This is a genomic window from Sphingomonas radiodurans (genome assembly GCF_020866845.1).
In the GTDB taxonomy this organism is placed as follows: domain Bacteria; phylum Pseudomonadota; class Alphaproteobacteria; order Sphingomonadales; family Sphingomonadaceae; genus Sphingomonas; species Sphingomonas radiodurans.
In genome coordinates this window covers 2,508,057-2,525,451 of record NZ_CP086594.1, presented here as the reverse complement: position 1 = coordinate 2,525,451, position 17,395 = coordinate 2,508,057, and the positions used below count along the sequence as shown (strand labels likewise).

General features: G+C 66.6%; 19 protein-coding genes. 8 read left to right on the top strand and 11 right to left on the bottom strand.

Going from position 1 to position 17,395, the window contains the following annotated elements; genetic code table 11:
- The first annotated feature begins 77 nt into the window (after nucleotides 1-77).
- From yajC to LLW23_RS11740, 5 genes are all read left to right on the top strand, one after another.
- Nucleotides 78-416: a preprotein translocase subunit YajC gene (yajC, locus tag LLW23_RS11760; protein WP_228945709.1), complete on the top strand. Its 339-nt coding sequence runs from the start codon at nucleotides 78-80 to the stop codon at nucleotides 414-416.
- Between the two features lie 12 nt (nucleotides 417-428).
- Nucleotides 429-2,033 (top strand): protein translocase subunit SecD, encoded by a 1,605-nt coding sequence (gene secD / locus LLW23_RS11755; protein ID WP_228945708.1) that lies wholly within the window; start codon nucleotides 429-431, stop codon nucleotides 2,031-2,033.
- Nucleotides 2,034-2,091: 58 nt separating this feature from the next.
- Nucleotides 2,092-3,069 (top strand): protein translocase subunit SecF, encoded by a 978-nt coding sequence (gene secF, locus LLW23_RS11750; RefSeq protein WP_228945707.1) that lies wholly within the window; start codon nucleotides 2,092-2,094, stop codon nucleotides 3,067-3,069.
- A 19-nt stretch (nucleotides 3,070-3,088) separates the two neighbouring features.
- Nucleotides 3,089-3,457, top strand: a complete 369-nt coding sequence (locus LLW23_RS11745) for an Mth938-like domain-containing protein (RefSeq protein WP_228948560.1) — start codon at nucleotides 3,089-3,091, stop codon at nucleotides 3,455-3,457.
- A 96-nt stretch (nucleotides 3,458-3,553) separates the two neighbouring features.
- On the top strand, nucleotides 3,554-3,913 hold the full coding sequence (locus LLW23_RS11740; RefSeq protein WP_228945706.1) for a TfoX/Sxy family protein: 360 nt from the start codon (nucleotides 3,554-3,556) through the stop codon (nucleotides 3,911-3,913).
- 1 nt (nucleotide 3,914) lies between these two features.
- Here the strand turns inward: LLW23_RS11740 and LLW23_RS11735 are convergent, their stop codons facing one another.
- The 9 genes from LLW23_RS11735 to LLW23_RS11695 form a co-directional block, all read right to left on the bottom strand.
- Nucleotides 3,915-4,571: a TIGR02117 family protein gene (locus LLW23_RS11735; protein WP_228945705.1), complete on the bottom strand. Its 657-nt coding sequence runs from the start codon at nucleotides 4,569-4,571 to the stop codon at nucleotides 3,915-3,917.
- A 79-nt stretch (nucleotides 4,572-4,650) separates the two neighbouring features.
- Complete coding sequence (locus tag LLW23_RS11730) at nucleotides 4,651-5,280, bottom strand: F0F1 ATP synthase subunit B family protein (RefSeq protein WP_408641954.1); 630 nt, start codon at nucleotides 5,278-5,280, stop codon at nucleotides 4,651-4,653.
- The gene (locus LLW23_RS11725) at nucleotides 5,273-5,767 is read right to left on the bottom strand and encodes a F0F1 ATP synthase subunit B family protein (RefSeq protein ID WP_228945704.1); all 495 of its coding nucleotides are present in this window, start codon (nucleotides 5,765-5,767) and stop codon (nucleotides 5,273-5,275) included. The genes LLW23_RS11730 and LLW23_RS11725 overlap by 8 nt, the downstream gene beginning before the upstream one ends.
- Before the next feature lie 55 nt (nucleotides 5,768-5,822).
- A complete protein-coding gene (locus LLW23_RS11720) occupies nucleotides 5,823-6,050 on the bottom strand; it encodes a F0F1 ATP synthase subunit C (RefSeq protein WP_228945703.1) in 228 nt (75 codons plus the stop codon).
- 50 nt (nucleotides 6,051-6,100) lie between these two features.
- Complete coding sequence (locus LLW23_RS11715; RefSeq protein ID WP_228945702.1) at nucleotides 6,101-6,889, bottom strand: F0F1 ATP synthase subunit A; 789 nt, start codon at nucleotides 6,887-6,889, stop codon at nucleotides 6,101-6,103.
- 52 nt (nucleotides 6,890-6,941) lie between these two features.
- Nucleotides 6,942-7,259, bottom strand: coding sequence for an AtpZ/AtpI family protein (locus LLW23_RS11710; protein WP_228945701.1), 318 nt, complete (start codon nucleotides 7,257-7,259; stop codon nucleotides 6,942-6,944).
- Between the two features lie 293 nt (nucleotides 7,260-7,552).
- Nucleotides 7,553-7,945, bottom strand: a complete 393-nt coding sequence (locus LLW23_RS11705; protein ID WP_228945700.1) for a YdbL family protein — start codon at nucleotides 7,943-7,945, stop codon at nucleotides 7,553-7,555.
- A gap of 2 nt (nucleotides 7,946-7,947) precedes the next feature.
- Entirely contained in the window at nucleotides 7,948-8,169 is a 222-nt protein-coding gene (locus LLW23_RS11700; protein WP_228945699.1) for a YnbE family lipoprotein, read from the bottom strand.
- Nucleotides 8,166-11,315, bottom strand: coding sequence for an intermembrane phospholipid transport protein YdbH family protein (locus tag LLW23_RS11695; RefSeq protein ID WP_228945698.1), 3,150 nt, complete (start codon nucleotides 11,313-11,315; stop codon nucleotides 8,166-8,168). The genes LLW23_RS11700 and LLW23_RS11695 overlap by 4 nt, the downstream gene beginning before the upstream one ends.
- Nucleotides 11,316-11,448: 133 nt before the next feature.
- Here LLW23_RS11695 and radC point away from each other — a divergent pair, with 133 nt between their 5' ends.
- Nucleotides 11,449-12,138 carry a RadC family protein gene (radC, locus tag LLW23_RS11690; RefSeq protein ID WP_228945697.1) on the top strand — a complete coding sequence of 230 codons (690 nt, stop codon included), beginning with the start codon at nucleotides 11,449-11,451 and terminating at the stop codon, nucleotides 12,136-12,138.
- Between the two features lie 20 nt (nucleotides 12,139-12,158).
- Complete coding sequence (locus LLW23_RS11685; protein ID WP_228945696.1) at nucleotides 12,159-12,455, top strand: hypothetical protein; 297 nt, start codon at nucleotides 12,159-12,161, stop codon at nucleotides 12,453-12,455.
- Between the two features lie 12 nt (nucleotides 12,456-12,467).
- Here LLW23_RS11685 and uvrC read toward each other — a convergent pair whose 3' ends face one another.
- Entirely contained in the window at nucleotides 12,468-14,396 is a 1,929-nt protein-coding gene (gene uvrC / locus LLW23_RS11680; protein WP_228945695.1) for an excinuclease ABC subunit UvrC, read from the bottom strand.
- A gap of 91 nt (nucleotides 14,397-14,487) precedes the next feature.
- Here uvrC and LLW23_RS11675 point away from each other — a divergent pair, with 91 nt between their 5' ends.
- Entirely contained in the window at nucleotides 14,488-14,829 is a 342-nt protein-coding gene (locus tag LLW23_RS11675; RefSeq protein WP_228945694.1) for a hypothetical protein, read from the top strand.
- A gap of 43 nt (nucleotides 14,830-14,872) precedes the next feature.
- Here LLW23_RS11675 and LLW23_RS11670 read toward each other — a convergent pair whose 3' ends face one another.
- Nucleotides 14,873-17,368 (bottom strand): FtsX-like permease family protein, encoded by a 2,496-nt coding sequence (locus LLW23_RS11670; RefSeq protein ID WP_228945693.1) that lies wholly within the window; start codon nucleotides 17,366-17,368, stop codon nucleotides 14,873-14,875.
- Nucleotides 17,369-17,395: the final 27 nt, after the last annotated feature.

Genomic DNA, 17,395 nt, shown 5'->3' with positions numbered 1-17,395 from the left:
CGTAGCGATGATAGCGGCGCACGCTTCACGTGGGGCTCGATTGCGGGCCCCGCGCCCCATGTGCACGCAAGGACGGCATGTTCATTTCCCCAGCTTACGCCCAGACGGCGACCGGCGCCGGCGCGCAGGGCGGCCTTGCCAGCTTCCTCAGCCTGGCCCCGCTCGTCCTGGTCTTCATCGTGTTTTACTTCCTGATGATCCGCCCGCAGCAGCGCCGCATGAAGATGCTGCAGAATGCGGTCGCCGCGGTGAAGAAGGGCGACAGCGTCGTCACCGCCGGCGGGTTGATCGGCAAGGTGACGAAGGTCGAGGAGCAGTTCGTCGAAGTCGAGATCGCGCCCAACACGCGCGTCAAGATCGTCAAGGCGACGCTCGCCGAAGTGACGCCGCTCGGCTCCAAGCCAGCCAACGACTGAGCCGGGCCCGACATGCTGGATTTCCCGCGCTGGAAGGTCATTTCGATCTGGCTGGTAATCGCCGTGCTCTGCGCGCTGGCGATTCCCAGCCTGTTGCCGCAGCGGATCACCGATAGCTGGGGCGCCTTCCCGCACCCACGCGTCAACCTCGGGCTCGATCTCGCCGGCGGCAGCTACCTGCTGCTCGAAGCGGACGTGAACGACGTCGCGACGGGCCGGATCGAGGCGATGCGCGAACAGGTGCAGACCGAGATGCGGCGACAGGATCCGCGGATCGAGATCGGCGACATTTCGACGCGCGACAACCGCCTCTCGTTCCTGCTGCGCGATCCCACCCAGGTGGACGCCGCACGCGAGCGGCTGACGACGATCGCGGGCACTGGCGTCGGCATGACCGGCCAGCGCGAATGGGATATCCAGGTCGTCGATGGCAGCCGCATGGTCCTGACGCCGACTCAGGCCGGGCTGACACAAGCGATCGACACCGCGATGGGCGATGCGACCGAAGTCGTCCGCCGCCGCATCGACGAGCTCGGCACGCGCGAGCCGACGATCATCCGCCAGGGCAGCAACCGCATCGTCGTGCAGGTGCCCGGGCTCGACAATCCGCAGGCGCTGAAGGATCTGCTCGGCAAGACCGCCAAGCTCGAATTCAAGCTGGTCGACGAGACCGCGACGGCGCAGCAGCTCGCATCCAAGCAGGCGCCGGTGGGCAGCCAGGTGCTCGCTTATCCGACCAATCCCGCGGGCATCCCGCTGATCGCGGTAAAGCGCTCGGTGATCCTGTCGGGCGATCAGCTGACCGACGCGCGGCAGGAATTCAGCCAGCAGACCAACGAGCCACAGGTCGCGATCACGTTCGACAGCCAAGGCGGGCGCAAGTTCGCGCAGGTGACGCGCGAGAACGTCAACAAGCCGTTCGCGATCATCCTCGACAATCAGGTGATCTCGGCGCCGAACATCAACGAGCCGATCCTCGGCGGCCGCGCGCAGATCTCGGGTAGCTTCACCGTCGAAAGCGCCAATGCGCTGGCGATCGCGCTGCGCTCGGGCAAGTTGCCGGTGGCGTTGAAGGTGATCGAGGAATCGACCGTCGGGCCTGATCTTGGCGCCGAATCGATCCGCGCCGGCATCCTCGCCTCCGCGGTGGCGGTGGCGCTCGTGGTTGCGTTCATGCTCGTCACATACGGCCGCTTCGGCGTCTATGCGAACCTGGCGGTCGTCATCAACGTGTTCGTCATCGTAGGCGTGCTCGCGCTGATCGGCGGGACGCTCACGCTGCCCGGAATCGCCGGCTTCGTGCTGACGATTGGCACCGCGGTTGACGCCAACGTGCTGATCAACGAGCGCATCCGCGAAGAGCGCCGGCGCGGCCGATCGGTGTCGCAATCGATCGAGCTGGGCTATTCCGAAGCCAGCCGCACGATCTTCGAGGCGAACATGACGCATGCCATCTCGGGCATCATCATGTTCCTGCTCGGATCGGGGCCAGTGAAGGGCTTCGCGGTCGTCCTGCTGATCGGCATCGCCACCAGCGTGTTCACCGCCGTGCTGTTCACCCGCATGCTGACGGTGCAGTGGTTGCGCCGCACCAAGCCCAAGACGATCAACATATGATCGCGCCCACGCCTATTGATCGTCGCGCCCCCGCTGCGGGGACGACGGAGGTCGTCGCATGAAACTGCTGAAACTCGTCCCCGATCACACGAACATCGATTTCGTCCGGCTGCGCGGCTGGGCGTTCGGCCTCACGCTGCTCTTGTCGGTGCTCGCGATCGGCGTGACCTTCGCCAAGGGGTTGAACTTCGGCGTCGATTTCGAAGGCGGGCTGATGATCGAGGAGCGTTTCGCCTCGCCGCCCGATCTCGATCGCGTACGGGCGGTGGTCGACGCGCAGAACCTCGGCGAGGCTTCGCTGCAGCAATTCGGCGACGAGCGCACGCTTACCATCCGGCTGCCGATCCAGCAGGGCGCCGACGAAGGCGCAACCAATGCCGCAGTGAAGAAGGTCGAGACGGCGCTGAGCCAGGCCTTCCCCGGCGCGACGTTCAACCGTTACTCCACCATCTCGGGCAAAGTATCGGGCGAGCTGATCCGCAACGGCGTGCTCGCGGTGGTGTTGGCGGTGCTCGGCATCGGCCTGTTCGCAATCGTGCGGTTCGAATGGCAGTTCGGCGTCTCGACGGTCGCGGCGATCGTCCACGATCTGACGATGACGCTCGGCTTCTTCGCAGTGACTCAGTTCGAGTTCGACCTCAACATCGTCGCCGCGGTGCTGACGATCATCGGCTATTCGATCAACGACAAGATCGTGATCGACGATCGCATCCGCGAAAACATGCGCCGCTATCGCAAGATGGAGATGCGCGAGATCGTGAACCTGTCGGTCAACGAGACGCTGCCGCGCACCGTGATGACATCGGTGACGATCCTGCTCGCGCTCGGCGCGCTGCTGTTCCTCGGTGGCCATGTGCTGCGCGGCTTCACCGCGGCGATGATCCTGGGCATCATCGTCGGCACCTATTCGTCGATCTACGTCTCGTCGTCGCTGCTCATCTCGCTCGGTCTGCGCGCCGATCCGTCGATCGAGAAGCCGGTCCGCGGCACGATCGACAATGCCGAGCGCATCGCCCCACGCGAGCCGCGCGCCTGATGGCGGACGCGGCGTGAAGATGAACCTCGATCGCAGCGCCGGAGGGCCGCTGGTGCGGGGCTTCACGCCGAAAGGGTTCCGGATCGACGACACGACAGTGCTGGAGGCCGCCCTGCTCACGGTGAGCGAGGCTATCGCCTGGACCCCGCCCCCGCTTGGCGCGCTCGACGAGGCAGCGCTGGCGGCGATCCTCGATCCCGCTCCGGAGTTCGTGCTGCTCGGCACCGGCAACACGCTCGCGCGCCCACCGCGCGCGCTGGTCGCCGCGCTCGACGCACGCGGGATCGGGATCGAGCCGATGGACAGCCGCGCCGCCGCCCGCGCATGGGGCGTGCTGCGCAGCGAAGGCCGCCAAGTCAGCGCCGCTTTATACCCGCTCGGGGCGTGACGCTTCCGTCCATTGGCGGTGATGAGGGGGCGTTGCGCCGTCATGACGTTCCGAATTTCCCTCGAAACGCGCGGCGCGATTGGCCATAGCGGAGACATGGCGACCGACCGCGGCACAGTCTCCTTCATCGTCGATCAGCTCTCCGGGGCGGACGACGTCTCGGCAAAGCCGATGTTTGGCGAGTATGGCGTATACAGCGCCGGCAAGCTGGTCGCGTTAATCTGTGACGGGCAGCTGTTCATCAAGCCGACCCCGGGTGGACGCGCGTTCGCCGGTGAATGCGCGGAAGCCGCGCCCTACCCCGGTGCGAAGCCGTGCCTCTTGATCGACCCCGAGCGATGGGATGATGGCGACTGGCTTGTCGCGTTGGTGACGATGACGGCTGCCGAGTTGCCGGCGCCAAAGCCAAAGGCGCCACGCAAGCCGAAGCGGAACGGCGCCCCTCCCGTGCCCTGAATCAACCGTAGCGCGGGAACCAGCGCATCACCGCGCCCGGGAACGGAGTCCATGCGCCGACCCTGATCCCGGCGAAGCGCAGCGCATTTCCCACCCACGCATTGCAGGTATGGATCGCGCTGTAGCGCCCGTGCGCAGCGTAGAACACGTCGTAACGGAAGTACCCCGGATGCCGCTCGCCACCCGGCACGAGCGAGGCCCGGACGTAAGCGGCGAGCCGGCGATACTCCGCCGGCCGCACGACCAGCCGGCGAACCTCGCCGTCGGGCGCTGGACGCGGCACATGATCGACATGGACCATCGTCTCATCGCTGCCCACCGCGGCGCCGAGCACCACCGACGGCTTCAGATCCGCCCAGGTCGGCGTGCCGATATAGAAGTTGCGCTCGCCCCAACCGATCGAGAGATGGTCGAGCGCACCGTAGCGCGGATCGACGAGATCGCGCGCTGGAAAGTCCTCGCGCCAGTCCACCCCGGCAGCCAGCTTGGGCATGACGATCCCGGTGTGGATGCCGTTCGATTCGATATAGATCGTGATGCCACGCTCGGGTGGCGCCCAGCCGGCGTTGCTGGGGATCAACCCGCCGACCACACCGGCCACCGGATAGGCGAGTACCCCGCCCGTGACGCTCGCGGCGATGACGAAAGCACGTCGCATGCGGCCACCCTATCGCCGAAGCGAAGCCCCACAAAGCCGCCGGCCGAAAGCGGGAGCACCTACGCTCCCGCCAGCACGATCAGTTCGGGCGGCCGAGCCCTGCGATCGTGCGGTCGACCAGTGCCTTGTCGGCCTGCGCGCCGTGGTGCTGCGAGATCAGCGTCGCAGCAGCACTCGCGGCGGCCACGGCAGTCTTCGCGCGAACTTCGGCGATCGCGGCGCGCTCGGCGGCGGCGATCTTGTCTTCGGCCATGCGCGCGCGGCGCTGGACCAGATCGGCGGCATCGGCCTTGGCCTGCGCCACGATCACTTCGGCCTCGTGGTTGGCCTGCGTCGCCATGTCGGCGGCGCTCGCCTCAGCGTCGGCGATCTTGCGGGCATATTCGTCACGCAGCGCCTCGGCTTCGGCGCGCAACGCCTTGGCTTCGTCGAGCTGGCGGCGAATGTCTGCGATCTGCTTGTCGAGCCCGCCGACGATTAGCGCCGGCACCTTCTTCCAGATCAGCACCGCGAACAGCACGAGCATCGCAAGCGATACCCACACGGTGCCATTTAGCCCAAGAACCGTCGGATCGACGTAATGATGCGCCCCACCCTCGGCCTCGGTGCCTTCGGCGGTCATGCCTTCGGCGCGATCGGCATTCGCGAGGTTCTGTGCCACCTCGACCGAGCCGGGCGACATGGCGGCGGTGATGATGAACTCAGCCATTGGCCATCGCCGCCTGAACGGCGCTCCTTGCTTCGTCCACGGAAACTTGCGCGCCGGACACGCGCGAAACGATGTCCTGCGTCGCCTCGGCCGCGACGGCCTCGATCTCGCCGAGCACGCGGGCGGTCGCCGCCTTGATATCGACTTCGGCAGCGGCGACGCGCTGTGCCTGTTCGGCCTGCGCGGTAGCCAGCGTTGCGGCGCTGGCGGCGGTGGCGCGCTGGCGTGCCTCCGCCACGAGTGTTTGTGCTGCCTCGCGATTGGCCTGATCGCGCAAGCGCCATGCCTCTTCCGCCTTGTCCGCCGCGTCGCGTGCGCTCGATGCCGCGGCGAGGTCCGCCGCGACCGACCGGTCACGCGAGTCGATCGTCTTCTGCACCATGGGCAGCATGCCGCGGCCGACGACGAAGAAGACGATACCGAACGTCAGCGCCAGCCAGAAGAACTGGGACGCCCATGTCGCGGCAAGTTGGGAAATCTGAGGCATCGGAAATCCTGCCTTAACGGGGCGCGCGCGAACGCCCGCCCCGCCAAGAAGTCTGTTAGGCGACGAAGACCAGGATCATCGCCACGACGAATGCGAGCAGACCGAGGAGCTCGGCGCCGGCGAAGCCGATGAACAGACGACCCTGCTGCGCGTCGGCCGCACCCGGATTGCGCAGCGCGCCCTCGAGGAACTTGCCGAACACATTGCCCACGCCGAGCGATGCGAGGCCCGCGCCGACGGCCGCGAGACCGGCGCCGAGCAGCTTTGCGGCTTCTGCGTCCATAACGATAACTCCCTAGTCAATTCAGTTGGTTGGATGGAACGGTCGAAAACTTAGTGCAGGTTGACGGCGTCGTTTAGATACAGCGACGTCAACAATGCAAAAACATAGGCCTGGATGCCGGCGACCAGCAGCTCGAGCGCCGAGATGCCGACCATCAGGCCGAACGAAGGAATGCCCACCAGTAGCCCGACGCCAAGCCCGGCATTGCCGGCGTTGACGACGAACCCGGCCAGCACCTTCAGCAGGATGTGCCCGGCGGTCATCGCCACGAACAGTCGCAGGCCGAGGCTGAACGGACGCACCATGAACGAGACGAACTCGATCAGCGGGATCACCGGCAGCAGCCACCATGGCGTGCCGTGCGGCACGAACAGGCTGAAGAAATGCAACCCGTGACGCCAGAAACCGACGACCAGCACGATCGCGAAGCTCAGGATCGCGAGCACGCCCGTGATCGTGAAGTGGCTGGTGAAGGTGAACGGATGCACGCCGACAACGCCCAGCGGCAGAAGCCCGAGAACGTTGGCGAACAGGATGAACATGAACAGCGAGAAGACGTAGGGAACGTAGCGCTTCCCCTCCGGCCCGATGTTCTGCGCCAGCATATTGTCGATGAAGCGCACCGCGCCCTCGACCATCACCTGACCACGCGACGGGATCACACTGCCCTTCGTGCCGAGCGACATGAAGCCGATCAGCACGATCGTCGCCACGACCATCCACATCGCCGAATTGGTGAAGGCGATGTTGTAGCCTGCGATCGACCAGTTCTGGGTGCCGAACAACGGCTCGACCAGGAACTGGTGCATTGGATCGATCTTGCCGCCGCCTTCCGCCACGTTCGCGTTCTTCCCTAACGAAAAGGCTCGAACTGCTTCGAGCCCCCCTGAATTATTTCGAACCTTTGGTCGAAATTCGAATGATGTTCCTGAACGCGACGATCGTCCCGAGGGCGAGCATCACGAGCAGACCCCAGGGCTGCGTGCCCGCAAACCGGTCGATCACCCAACCGATCAGCGCGCCGCCGACCATGCCACCGATCAGCTCGGCGAGCACGCGGTTACCGAGACGGGAGCCGTCGTCGGGTACCGCCTTGCCCGCCCCTGTCCGGTGCGCCTCGTCCGCTTGCGCCGCCGTCAACCGCGCGTCGAGCGAGGTGATGCGTGCATCCTGGCCGAGAGTGTCTGGTCCGGGCTCGTTCTCCGCCATCCGCACGCTTTCCCGTCATTTGGGCAGGCGCAAGGAATACCAAATGGCGAGCCCGCCAAGGCGCGGTCCGGTTAGCCGGGGGGTCCGGGGGTGTCAACCGTTGCGGGGGAGTTGGGCGGAGGCCCGGTCCGCCCAACCCGCATACGGTTCGTCTTCAACTTCCGTTCGTGCTGAGGAGAGGCTGAGCTTGTCGAAGCCTCGTCTCGAAGCACAAGGCCCCAAGCCATCCCCTTCGAGACGGCACTTCGCCTGTGGCTCAGCACCTCCTCAGGGCGAACGGAGGGGAAGTCAGATCACACACACCGCGGATCGCGCTCCGGCGCCCCGCCACCGCGAGTCGCCCAGGCGCCACCCGGGGTGCGATACTTTTCACCGGCCGATGTCTGCGCAATCAGATTGCAGCCGCTGGTGAACGCCAGCTGCTCCACCGTCGCGCCCGATGCCTGCGCCTTTTGCGTATACGCTGCCTTGCGCTGGATGTTGATCGAATTGACCAGCGCGCGAAGGTCCGCCGAGCCCGCGCCGACGACGCCGAGATAGCCGTCGGGCTGCTCGCCCACCTGGCCGGCGGCGCGCGCGGCGGCATAGGCCGGATCGCGCTGCGCCCAGGCTGCCGCCGACACGCCCGTCAGCGCCAGCGCGGCCACCGCCATCAGCATCGCCTTCTTGGTCGCCAGATGTGCCATCGTCAAAAAATCCCTGGGTTCTGCTTGATCAGCGATTTCGCCTCGTTGTCGAGCCGATACACCACTTCCTGCGTGACGCTGATGTTGAGGTTGATCACGATCGGCTTGTCCGGCGCGGCAACATTGACGCATGCGCCTGTCGCCAATCCCAATCCGATCACCATCACCTTCATCATTGTTGAGGTCGTGTCGCCACCTTGCTTCTTCAATACTGTTTCGCTCATGGCATGATCCTGCTTGCGGGAGGCTGAATGGCCGGCGGGGAAGCCGGCGGCGCCGCGCGTTTCTCCTGCTCCTCGATCAACGCGGGCAGGTTGCGCTCGATCAGCCGCTTGGGATCGTAGAACGACGCGGCCGAATCGATCAGGCCGCGGAATGGCGCCGTGATCTTGATGTTGAAGACTAACGGCAGCTTCTGCAGCCGGCGAACGAGGAAATTGCTCTTCGCGCCCTCGCCCTGGCTGATGCCGGCGAAGCGCACTTCAGTGACCATCTCGCCGGCGAGCGCGCCGTTCATCACGATCTCGAGATTGCGATACCGCAGCGAGCGCAGCGCCTGGAACGCGATATTGCCCCAGATGCCCAGATCCTCCTTCGTCAGCTCACCGAGGTAGGCGAGGCTTCCCCCACCCTCGCGCACCGTGAGCGTGCCATTTTCGATCCGACCGCCCGACTGGTCGAACACCATCGGCAGCGTGCCGTCGAACGTGCCGGTCGCGTCGAGGTTCTTGAAGTCGAATTGCTGGAGGAACTGGCGCGCCTGCATACCCGAGACGTCGAAGGTCATGCGGCGCGCCTGCTCCTCCGAGGAAAAGTCGAGCAGCGTCGGGCGCAGCGTCAGCGTGCCACCGGCGAACGGCCAGCGCCCGCCCGTCACCGCGATCCGCGTGTCGCGGAGCGTCTGATATTCGATCCGCCCGTCGGTGACCGGGACGCCGGGGTTGATCGAGGCGACCGTCACCACTTGCCCCGGCGCGCTTTCCAGCGCGAGCAGGTCGGTGAAGCGGATCTGCCCCTTGATCCCGGTCGCTGGCCCGAATGCGGCAGCGAGATCGATATTGTCGGTGCCGAACGTGCCCGTCGAGGTGACGCCCTGCCCCGACCATGCAATGTCGCCCTGCCCCGCGACCCGACCCTTCACATCGGCGATGACGCCGAAGGTCAGCCGCGTCAGCTCCTCGGGCTGGAACCCATCGCCGAACGTGATGCCCGGCACGTCGAGATGCGCGCCGCCGCTGCCGCTCGCCAGCACGTGGCGCAGCGTGACGTCGGCGACCTTCACCAGTTTGACGGGCTCGAAGAGCGAGCCCTGCGCGGTGATCGTCCCGTCCGCCAGCCGCAGCGAGACGTCGCGCGCCGCCAGCGGCTGAAAACGCGCTTGCGCAGCCGCATCCGTTACCATCATCTCGCCGCCGAGCGACAACACGCCGCGCGCAAGCTCCCAATCCCCGCCAGCCTTCGACAACAGCAGCGGCACGGTACCGATCTGCCCGACGCCACCCCCGAATTTCCCCCGGATGTCTCCACCGTTCGCGGCGCCCGACAGCTGTGCGAAATCGAGCCGAGTCACTTGCCCCGCCCGCCCCAGCCGCGCCGCAACGTCGCCGATCACGAAGCGCGCGCCGGCATGGCGCCACTCCGCGCTCGTCGCGGCAAGATCGAGCGGCGTCCCACCCAGCGTCCCCGTCAGCCGCGGCGCCGCGATCCGGATCCCGCCGCCAAGCCGCCCACGATCGACTCGCACCAGCGCCCCGTCGAGCGGGCACAGCCGCGTCGTCGTCTCGCCCAGCACCAGCCCGGCAATCGAGAGCCGCGCAAACCCAGCCGACGTACAGGCGGGATTGACGAGGATCGCGCCACCCGCGTCACGCCGCGCCGTGATCGGCAGGCGAAGCCGATCGACCGAACCGTCACCAAGCGGCCCCGACAGCTCCGCCGTCGTCGTCAGCGTCACCGCGCCGTTGGGAGCCAGGACGAAACGCGCCGGCGACAATGCGAGCCGCGCGCCATCCGCCGCATAAGCCGCGATCGTCGCGGTCCCGCTGACGGTCCCGCCGGCACGAGGTTGCGCAAGCGCCACCCGGCCGGTCGGCAAGCCGCCACCGCCGAACGACAAAACGCCGTCCGCGCGCATCCCGCCAGGCTCGCCGATCACCACGCCAGCACCGTCCCCGAACGCCACCGCCGCCCCGGTAGCGGCACGCGCCGCCACCTGCCGCAGCGTCACGAGCGGGCGGCCCGCCGCGGTGCCCACCGCGACCTCACCGCCAACGTCGAACCGCGCCGCAGCCCGCGATGCCGCGCGCGACGCGGCCGTCGCCAGCGGAGCAAGCGGCGTTCCGGCGACGCTCGTCCCTGTCCGATCCATCTGCGCCCGCAACGCCGGGGACAGCGCCACGTCGCGTGCGTCGATCCGTCCCGCCGCCAGCGCACGGCGGGTCGCGACCCGCCAGGTGCCGGCGAAGGCCAACGTCGAACCGCTCACGCCTTCCGCCGCGAACCGCTCCCCGCGCAGCTGCGCGTCACCCTCGGTGCGCGTCGCATTGCCCTTGAATCCGATCTGCCCGACCAGCGCACCGAGCCGCATCGCCCCGCTCGCCAGCCGGCCGGTGCGTAGCGCCGCAGACCCCTGCCAGCGATCGAGCGCCGGCCCGAGCGCCACGTCGATCCGGCTCTCCGGCGCGGTCACCGTCACGCCGTTGCAGGTGAGGCTCGCGAGCCGCACCGGCCCGACGAGCCTGGGCGCCGCATCGCGCATCGTGATGTCGAGCACCGCCGCCGGCCGGTCGAGCGCACAATCACCAACGACGATCCGGCTACCAACGGCGGCTAGCGTGCCGCGGAACCCGTCGTCGAGCCGCCCCCGCCCCGCCAGCCGCAAGCCGATCACGCCCACCGGCGTCTCCAACCGCATCCGCGCATCATCGACGGCAAGGTTGATCACCGGCAACGCGAACGGCGCGCCCGAGGGTGCCGGCAGCAGCCGATCGATCGCGCCAAGCGACAATCGACCGTCGATCAACCGGCCACGCAGGCGCACGTTACCGCCGCGAACGCCCGTCAGCCGCGGGCCGCCGGCATCGATATCAGTCGAGGTCTCGAGCCAGTCGGCCACGAGATCGGGATCGCGCGGATCGCCGATCACCACGTTGGTCAGCCGCTGTCGTCCAAAGCCGAGATCCGCGATTGCGTAGCGCGCCGGCACGTTCTTCGCGGCAAAGGTGCGATCGATATAGCCAGTCGCGATCGGCACCCGCGCCAGCCACAGCCCGAACAGGCCGGCAATCAGCAGGATCGCAAGCGCGAGCGCAAGACGCCGCTTTGTATTGCGGCGACGCTGCGGCATCCCATCCTGTCCTGCCGCCGCCACGCTACCCCATTCGATACTTTCGACTGCGACTCTCTACGGGGAGACGAGGGCGGTTGGGAAGCGGCGCGATGAGGCGTACTCATCGTCATGCCGGCAATTGCACCCGTCTCGCCCTCCGCCTAGCCTCACCGCCATGGCCGACAGCGATGCCCCGAGCGACAATCATGGTCACCGCGCCCGCCTGCGTGATCGCCTGCTCGGGCGCGGCGGCGAGACACTGCTCGATCATGAACTGATCGAATATCTGCTGACGCTCGCCACGCCGCGGATCGATACCAAGCCGATCGCCAAGGCTTTGCTGCGCGAATTCGGCGGCATCGGCGGCGTCTTCACCGCCGATCGCGAAGCGCTGCTGCGCATCAAGGGCATGGGCGAGGTCGGCGTGTCCGCCATCAAGATCGCCCAAGCCACCGCGTTGCGGCTGCTCCAGTCGGAAGTCGCCGCGCGCCCGGTGCTCGGCAATTGGCAGGCGCTGCTCGATTACCTGCGCGCCGACATGGCGCACCACGCGATCGAGCGCGTCCGCGTGCTCCACCTCAACACCCGGAACATGCTCATTCGCGACGAAGTGATGAGCGAAGGCTCGATCGATCAGGCGCAAGTCCATGTTCGCGAAGTGATCCGCCGCGCGATCGATCTCGGGTCGGCGGCGATCATCCTGGTCCACAACCATCCGTCGGGGGATCCCTCGCCGAGCAAGGCGGATATCGATATAACCCGCGCGATCGTGGAGGCCGGGCGCGGCATGGGGATCGCCGTGCACGACCATCTGATCGTGGGGACGAATGGCCACGTCAGCCTGCGAGCCAAGGGGCTGATGTGACCGCTATGGGGAGAGAGAACATGCTCGACATCGATGAACTCGTCCTCGACCCCGAGGTCGGCGGTTCGCTCCAGGAGGCGCTGGTATTGCGCGGCACGATTGGCGATCGCAGCGTGCTCGTCCTGTTCTCCACCGAGATCCTCGAGCATTGGCCGGCCGACATCCAGGCCGCGCGGATCAACGAAATGCTGCCCTTCGTTGAAGGCGCGATCCGGCGTGCGCTCGCCGACCGGCGTTACAGCGTGGTTGGCAACACGATCACCGGACGTGGCATGGGATATCTGATCGTCCTGGGCTGGATGGACATCGCCAGCTGAGCGCTGCGCCGCTCACTTCGCGTGGTAAAAATCATACACCTGCTGCGCCACGCCCGCGCTCACCCCTGGCGCCTTCTGCAGATCCGCCAAACTCGCGTTCCGCACCGCCTTGCCGGTGCCGAAGTGCATCAGCAGCGCTTTCTTCCGCGCCGGCCCGATCCCCGGCACCTCGTCGAGCGGGCTCGCGCCGATCGCCTTCGCGCGCTTCTCGCGATGCGCGCCGATCGCAAAGCGATGGACTTCGTCGCGCAGCCGCTGGAGGTAGAACAGCACCGGTGAATTCACCGGCAGCGTCAGCTCGCGCCCGTCGAGCAGATGGAACACCTCGCGCCCCTCGCGCCCGTGGTGTGGCCCCTTCGCGACGCCGACCATGCACACGTCCTCGATCCCGAGATCCTCGAGCACCGCCTTCGCCGCATTCAACTGCCCCCTCCCGCCGTCGAGCAACACCAGATCGGGCCAGGTGTCGCCGTCACGATCGGGATCCTCCTCGATCGCGCGCGAGAAGCGCCGCGTCAACACTTCGCGCATCATGCCGAAATCGTCGCCCGGCACGGTATCCTTGTTACGGATGTTGAACTTGCGATACTGCCCTTTGCGGAACCCCTCGGGCCCCGCGACGACCATCGCACCCACTGCGTTGGTGCCCTGGATGTGGCTGTTGTCGTACACTTCGATGCGCTGCGGCGGCTCGGCCAGCTCGAACAGATCGGCCACCTCGCGATTGAGCTTCGCTTGCGTCGTGCTCTCCGCCAGTCGTCGCTCCAGCGCCTCGGTCGCGTTGCGGCAAGCCTGCTCCATCAGCCGCTTGCGCGTGCCGCGCTGCGGCACCTCGATCGCTACCTTCCGCCCCGCCAGCGTCGTCAGTGCCTCGGCCAGCACCTCGACATCAGGCAGCACACGATCGACCAGCACCGCGCGCGCGGGCGGCACTTCCTCGTAGAATTGCATCAGGAATTGCGTCAGCACCTCGGCTTCCGCCACTTCCGCGGTGTGCGTCGGGAAGAAGCTGCGGTGGCCCCAATTCTGCCCGCCGCGGATGAAGAACGCCTGGATGCCGATCACCCCTTCGAGGCAGGCGAGCGCGAAGATATCCGCGTCCCCCACGCCTTCCGCGTTGATGAACTGGCTGCCCTGGATGAACGTCAACGCGCGCAGCCGATCGCGCACCACCGCCGCGGTCTCGAAGTCCATCGCCTCCGCCGCCGCCTGCATCTGCGTGCCGAGCTTCGCCTGAACGTCCGTCGCCTTCCCCGCGAGGAACTTCTTCGCGTCGCTCGTCAGCTCGTCATAGCCGGCCTTGTCGATCCGCCCGACGCACGGCGCCGAGCAGCGCTTGATCTGGTACAGCAGGCACGGCCGGTCACGCGTCTTGAAGAAGCCGTCGGTGCAGCTGCGCAGCAGGAACAATTTCTGCAGCGCGTTCAGCGTGTTGTTGACGCTGCCCGCGCTTGCGAACGGACCGTAATAATCGCCCTTCGATCGCCGCGCGCCGCGATGTTTCTGGATCCGCGGGAATTCATGATCGGCGCGCAGCAGGATGAACGGGAAGCTCTTATCGTCGCGCAGCAGCACGTTGTACGGCGGGCGATAGCGCTTGATCAGCTGCGCCTCGAGCAGCAGCGCCTCGGCCTCGTTGTTGGTCGTGACGATCGTCATCGACCGCGTCTGCGACACCATCCGCTGCAGCCGCTTCGTCAGGTTCTTGATCTGCGTATAATTGCTGACCCGGCTCTTCAGCGCGCGCGCCTTGCCGACGTAAAGCACGTCGCCACGCGCATCCTGCATGCGATACACGCCGGGGCGCGTTGGCAGCGTCTGCACGACGTTGCGGATCGCCGCGACCCCAGCCTCGATATCGGGCGTATCGCCGCCGCCGCGGACGGCGAAGGTCGCCTTGTCTTCGTTGAACCGGTCGGGGGGGCCGTAGGAACCTTGCATCGCGCGGAATCTAGGGCGTCGCCCGGCTGCTCACCACCCCCCACTCGTCAAACCGCGGGAACGCCCGGCGCAACAAAGCCGTTGAGCGCGCATGACCAAGAAACGCCAGCCCGCTCGCCCCGCCAAGGCGGATCACACCCAGCGTAACGTCGCCATCGGAGTCGCCACCGTCGTCGGTGCGGTCGCGACAGGGCTGGCGAGCGCGCTCCACTTCGGCCTATTCGATCGCTTCGTCGGCCCGAACGACGGCCACGCCGCACCGGACCTTGAAGGTGACACGCACCCCGGCCCGGACGATCGCGCCGTCGATCATTTCCGCCCCGATCCGACCGCACCGGTCTCCGCCGCTGACCGCGAGGCGCTGCGTCCCGCCACCGGCCCGGCACCGGGCTTTGCCGCAAATCGCGGCGGCGTCCGCAGTCAGCCCGATTGAGGACATGCTTGTCATCCCGGTGGACGCCGGGATGACAAATGGATCACTCGTACCGCAACGACTTGATCGGGTTCTGCCGCGCCACGCGCCATGAATGGCCGGCGATCGTCGCCACCGCGATCCCCAAGGCCAACGTGCCGGCCAGCAGGAACGGCGTGGGGCTGAGCGGCATCCGGGTGTCGAAGCCGTTGAGCCAGTCGCGCATCAGCCACCAGGCGACCGGCCAGGCGATCACGTTAGCGATCAGCACTGGCCTGCTGAACTGCCACACCAGCAGCCGCACGATATCGCCGGTGCGCGCGCCGAGCACCTTGCGGATGCCAATCTCCTTCGTCCGCCGCTCGGCGGTGAACGCGGCCAGTCCGAACAATCCGAGACACGCGATCACCACCGCGAGCGAGGCAAATCCCGCGAAGATCTTCGCGCGCACGTCCTCCGCCTTGTAGAGATCCTCGACGATCGCCTCGCTGAACTGCGCCTCGAACGGCACGTCGCTCACCATCTCCTTCCAGGCACGCTCCACTGCGGCACGGATCACGGCCGGATCGCCGTCATAGCGGATCACCATATTGCCTGGGCCCTCGCGGACCCCAAGGAACACGATCGGATCGAGCGGATCGCGGACCGATCTGAAGCGCGAATCCTTCACCACGCCGACGACCGTCATCGGCATTTCTCCGTCCTGCGCCGCAATCCCGATGCGGAAGACCTTGCCGATGATCTCCTGCGGCGTCTTCGCGCCGAGCTTCTTCGCCGCATATTCGTTGACGACGACATTCGATCCCCGCGCGACCAGCGCCCGCACCTCCTCCGGCTTTTGCGGGAATGACGTCGTCTGATCGTCCATCGGGCGATTGCGATCGAACCAGCGGCCCGCCACGAGCTCGAGCCCCATCGCCTCGCGGAAACCGACATCGACCGAATAGCGACCGATGATCACCGACTGCGGATTACCCGGGATCAACACGCCAGTGTTGCTCGTGTTGCCGGTCGCGACGCCGATGTCGGTACGGCCGACCGCGACCACGCCGGGAATACGCTTCATCCGCTCCGCCATCTGCTCGCCGCGCCCGATCAGCTGGTAGCGGCTGAGATTGTCGAGCTGCAGGATGTGGTCGCGCTTGTAGCCGGGATCAGCCGAGCGGGCGTACACCGTCTGGCCGTAGACGATGGCGGTGCAGATGATCAGCCCGATCGAAATTGCGAATTGCGCCACCACGAGCACGCTGCGCAACCGCCCAGTGCCGGGCGTCTCGGCCGACGACTTGTTCGCCTTGAGGACGCTCGCCGGCTGGAAGCGCGACAGGAAGAACGCAGGGTACAGCCCGCCCAGCAGGCCGACGACGAGCATCAGCCCGATCGCCGGCAACAGCATCCCGTCAGCGCCGAGATATCGGAAGCCGAGATCGGCATCGAGAAACGCGGCGAACGGCCGCAGGAGCAACTCCGCCAACGCCAGCGCAATCACCACTGCGATTGCCGCCACCAGCAGCGATTCACCGACGAATTGCCCGATCAGTTGCTTGCGCGTCGCGCCGAGCACTTTGCGCAGCGCCACCTCGCGCGCGCGCTGCCCGGCGCGGGCAGTCGCCAGGTTGATGAAGTTCACGACCGCCATTCCCAGGATCAGCGCCGCAATGATCGCGAACGTGGCGATCGTCGCGCGATCGTTGCCCGGCGTCATGGCACCCGCCTGCGCCTTGCCGAGATGGACGTCAGCGAGCGGAACAAGCTTCCAATCGGCATCGTCACCGGCATTCTCCCGTGTGCCGCCGAAGTTCTCGTCGGGAATGTTGCGCTTTTCCCAGGCCGGCATCGCGGCGTTGATCGCGGCGACGTCGGTGCCGGGCTTCAGCTTGGCGTAGACCCAGCCCGATGTGCAGCCCCAGCAGGTCAGGAATTCCTGTTCCTGCGCAAAGTAGGATGGGAAATCACGCCGGAAGGCAGCGTTCATCTTGAGGTGCGAATTCTTCGGCAGGTCCTTCAACACCGCATTGATGCGGTAGTCATAGGTCTTGCCCTTCTGGATCAGGCTGATCGTGCGTCCGATCACCGCATCGGTGCCGAATTGACGGATCGCCTCGGACTGGGTGACGACTGCCGTATCGGGCGCGTTGAGCGCGTTCTTCGATCCGCGGAGCAGCGGTAGGTCGATGACCGCCAGTAAGTCGCCGTTCGCGACGAGGTAGTTCTTCGCAGTCGTGGCCTGCCCGTCCTTCACGATCGAAGGGCTGCCGCCAAGCACGTAGACAGTCGATTCGACCTGAGGAAAGTCCTTCTTCAGCCGCTCCTCGCTGACATAAGCGGACGCCTGCAGGAAGAACGGATTGCCATCGCGCGGGTTCGCGTACCACGTCTGGAACTGATACGTGTTCTCGCCATCGGGCACCCAGCGGTCGAAGCTGTTCTCGTACCGGATGAAGACCAGGATCAGCAGGCACGCCGCCATGCCGATCGCCAGCCCAAGCAAGTTGATCAGCGAATAGGTGCGGTTCTTCGCCAACGCGCGGAATGCGACCGTGATGTAATTGCGCCACATCGGCGTATCCTCCCCGTTTGCGAAGCT